General features: G+C 75.0%; 3 protein-coding genes. 1 reads left to right on the top strand and 2 read right to left on the bottom strand.

Annotated elements, in window-relative coordinates:
• Positions 1-1,008: VanW family protein (locus ABEB16_RS14025; protein WP_345712860.1), on the top strand; the 1,008-nt coding region annotated here is incomplete at its 5' end.
• Positions 1,009-1,017: 9 nt separating this feature from the next.
• Here ABEB16_RS14025 and ABEB16_RS14020 read toward each other — a convergent pair.
• On the bottom strand, positions 1,018-1,779 hold the full coding sequence (locus tag ABEB16_RS14020) for an alpha/beta hydrolase family protein (RefSeq protein WP_345712859.1): 762 nt from the start codon (positions 1,777-1,779) through the stop codon (positions 1,018-1,020).
• A gap of 85 nt (positions 1,780-1,864) precedes the next feature.
• Positions 1,865-2,949: SGNH/GDSL hydrolase family protein (locus ABEB16_RS14015; protein WP_345712858.1), on the bottom strand; the 1,085-nt coding region annotated here is incomplete at its 5' end.

Here is a 2,949-nt window from a genome sequence, read left to right as displayed (position 1 = left end):
CTCGTCGCCGACGGCGCCGGGCTGCACGCGGCGCTGCTGGCCGCGGACCCGCAGTTCGAGGCCGCCCCGCAGGACGCGCGGATCGAGGTGGTCGCCGCCGTCCCGCAGGTGGTGCCGGGCGTCGCCGGCCGCGCGGTGCCGCCCACCGACCTGGCCGCCGCGGTCACGACGGCGCTCACCGGGCCGGCGCCCGACCGGCGCGCGGAGGTGGAGCTCACCGAGTCCGCCCCGCAGCTGACGACCGAGGCGCTGCAGGGCCTGGGGATCGTCGAGCAGATGTCGACGTTCTCCACGAACCTCACCGCGAACGCCGACCGCACGGAGAACATCCGCCTGGCGGCGTCCTTCGTGGACGGCACCCTGCTGCGGCCCGGTGAGGAGTTCTCCCTCAACGACACCGTCGGCGAGCGCACCCCCGAGCGCGGTTTCAACCGGGCGCCCGTCATCTCCAACGGGCGCCTGGTCGACGACTACGGCGGCGGGGTGTCGCAGCTGTCGACGACGCTGTTCAACGCGGTGTTCTTCGCCGGCCTCGACGAGATCGAGCACAAGCCGCACTCGTTCTACATCTCCCGCTACCCCGAGGGCCGGGAGGCCACGATCGACTGGCGCAGCATCGACAACCGGTTCCGCAACGACTCCGGGCACGGGGTCTACGTCCAGGCCGGCATCGTCGACGGCAAGGTCGTGGTGTCGCTGTACGGGACGAGGTTCATGGACGTCAGGGCGGAGAAGTCCGCGCGGCGCAACGTGAAGCCGGCCCGGACCATCTACGACACCTCGAAGGGCTGCTCGCCCAGCTCGGCGACGGTCAGCGGCTTCACCGTCGACGTCACCCGCGTCATGACGCCCGTGGGCGGCGGCGCGGAGCAGCGCGAGACGTGGACGACGGTCTACAACCCGGAGAACCGGATCGTCTGCGGCCCCGACCCGGCGACGGTCCGCGCCGCCACACCCACCCCGAGCGCCGCCCCGGCTCCGAGCGCGGCGCCCGCCCCGGCCGGCTGAGGCGCCCGCTCAGCCGGCCCGCAGGTACTGGTCCGCCCAGGCGCTGACGATGCGGGCGGCCCGGCGGGCCTGGCCGGGGGCGGTGAGCAGGTGGTCGGAGCCCTCCAGCGACACGAAGCTGCGCGGGTGCGGGGCGGCCCGGAAGATCGCGCTGGCGTTGTCGATGTTCACGGTGCTGTCGGTCGGTGAGTGCATCACCAGCAGCGGCACCTCCAGGCGGCGGACCCGGTGGCGCAGGTCGGCCTGGCGGACGTCCTCGACGAAGGCCCGCTTCAGGGTCAGCGCCCGCCCGCCCACCATCCACTCCGCGTGGCCCTCGGCCATCACGCGCTCCACCAGCGCGTCGTAGTGGTGCTCGACGTGGCTGACCTCCGAGGGCGCCGCGATGCTGACCACCGCCTTCAGGCCGGGGACGTCACCGGCCGCGGCGATGACGGCCGCGCCGCCGAAGGAGTGCCCCACCAGCAGGTCGGGTGCGGTGCCGCGCTCGCGGAGGAACTCCGCGGCCAGGACGGTGTCGGACACCTTGTGCGTGAAGGACCCGTCACCCCAGTCGCCCTCGGAGTCGCCCAGGCCGAGGTTGTCGAAGCGCAGCATGCCGATGCCCTCGGCGGCCAGCCCCTTGCAGATCCGCGCCGCGGCCGGGGAGTCCTTGCCCAGGGTGAAACCGTGGGCGAACACCCCCCAGCCCCGCACGTCCCCCTCGGGCAGGTCCAGCAACCCCGCCAGCCGGTGCCCCGTGCTGCTGCGGAACGTCACGCGCTCTGCCATCGGTCCCCGTCCCGTCGCGTCGTGGGATAGCCGGTGAACCCTCTCACGGCGCGGCGCGCCGGTCCCCGCGGCGCGTGCCCGGTGCTCAGAGGTCGCCCAGGTCCACCGCGTCCGCCATCGCCGCGTACCCGGCGTCGTCGGGGTGCACGTGGTCGCCGGTGTCGTAGCGGGGCAGCAGCCGGGTGGGGTGCGCGGGGTCGCGCAGGGCGGCGTCGAAGTCCACGACCGCGTCGAACACCCCGGAGGTGCGGATCCAGGCGTTGACCGCCTGCCGGTCCGCCTCCCCGTCGGCCGTGTACTTCGGCGCCCCCTCGAACGGCAGCAGGGTGCCGCCCACGACGCGGACGCCGGCGTCGTGGGCGCGCTGCACGAGCTGGCGGTACACGCCGATCAGGGCGTTCGCGTCGACCGCGCCGTAGCTGCCGTGGATGTCGTTGATGCCCTCCAGCAGCACGACGGTGCGCACCCCGGTCTGCCCCAGCACGTCGCGCTCGAAGCGGGCGAGGACGGACTCCCCGCCGAGGCCGGCGTCGTCGAGCAGCCGGTTGGCGCTGAGGCCGGCGTTGAGCACCCCGAACCGCCGCTGCTCCGGCAGCCGCAGCACCCGCCGGGCGACGACGTCGGGGTAGCGCTGGTCGGCGTCCACGACGGACTTCACCCCGTCGGTGATGGAGTCGCCGAGGAACACCACCGAGCCGGGGGCGCGGCCGCTGACGTCGATGCCGTCGAGGAAGTAGCGGGTGGTGGCGAGCGGGGTCGAGACCGGCGCGAACGCGGCGCCGCGGTCGCCGGTGGCGTCGCCGGGGGCGCTCCACGTCGTGCTCACCGCCTCGTAGTGCACGCTGGGCCGCGGCGTCGGGCCGGGCAGGTGGATGCTGACGACGAGGTCGGCGCCGGCGGGCGCGGCGAGGCGGACGGGGTCGGAGACCCACTCCGCGCCGGCGGGCACGCTCGTCGCGCGGGCGCCGGCGAACGTCACGTCGACGGGGGTGCCGCCGAGGGCGGGGGTGCCCCGCAGGCCGGCGGCGCGCACGGCCACGGTGACGCGGCCCACGGCGAGCGCGGCGTCGCCGTAGACGTTGGTCAGCCGCACCCGCAGGCGGTCCCCGCCGGTGGACAGGCGCACGACCTGCCGCAGCGTGGTGTCGGTGAAGCGCTGCACGGCGGGGC

This window comes from Kineococcus glutinatus, assembly GCF_039542765.1.
In the GTDB taxonomy this organism is placed as follows: Bacteria; Actinomycetota; Actinomycetes; order Actinomycetales; family Kineococcaceae; genus Kineococcus_A; species Kineococcus_A glutinatus.
The sequence above is the reverse complement of the archived record's forward strand: the minus strand, read 5'-3'. Positions and strand labels throughout refer to the sequence as shown.

Bases quoted from the DNA above. Each gene is read 5' to 3' on its own strand.
- ABEB16_RS14020 (WP_345712859.1), bottom strand. From the start codon at position 1,779: ATGGCAGAGCGCGTGACGTTCCGCAGCAGCACGGGGCACCGGCTGGCG.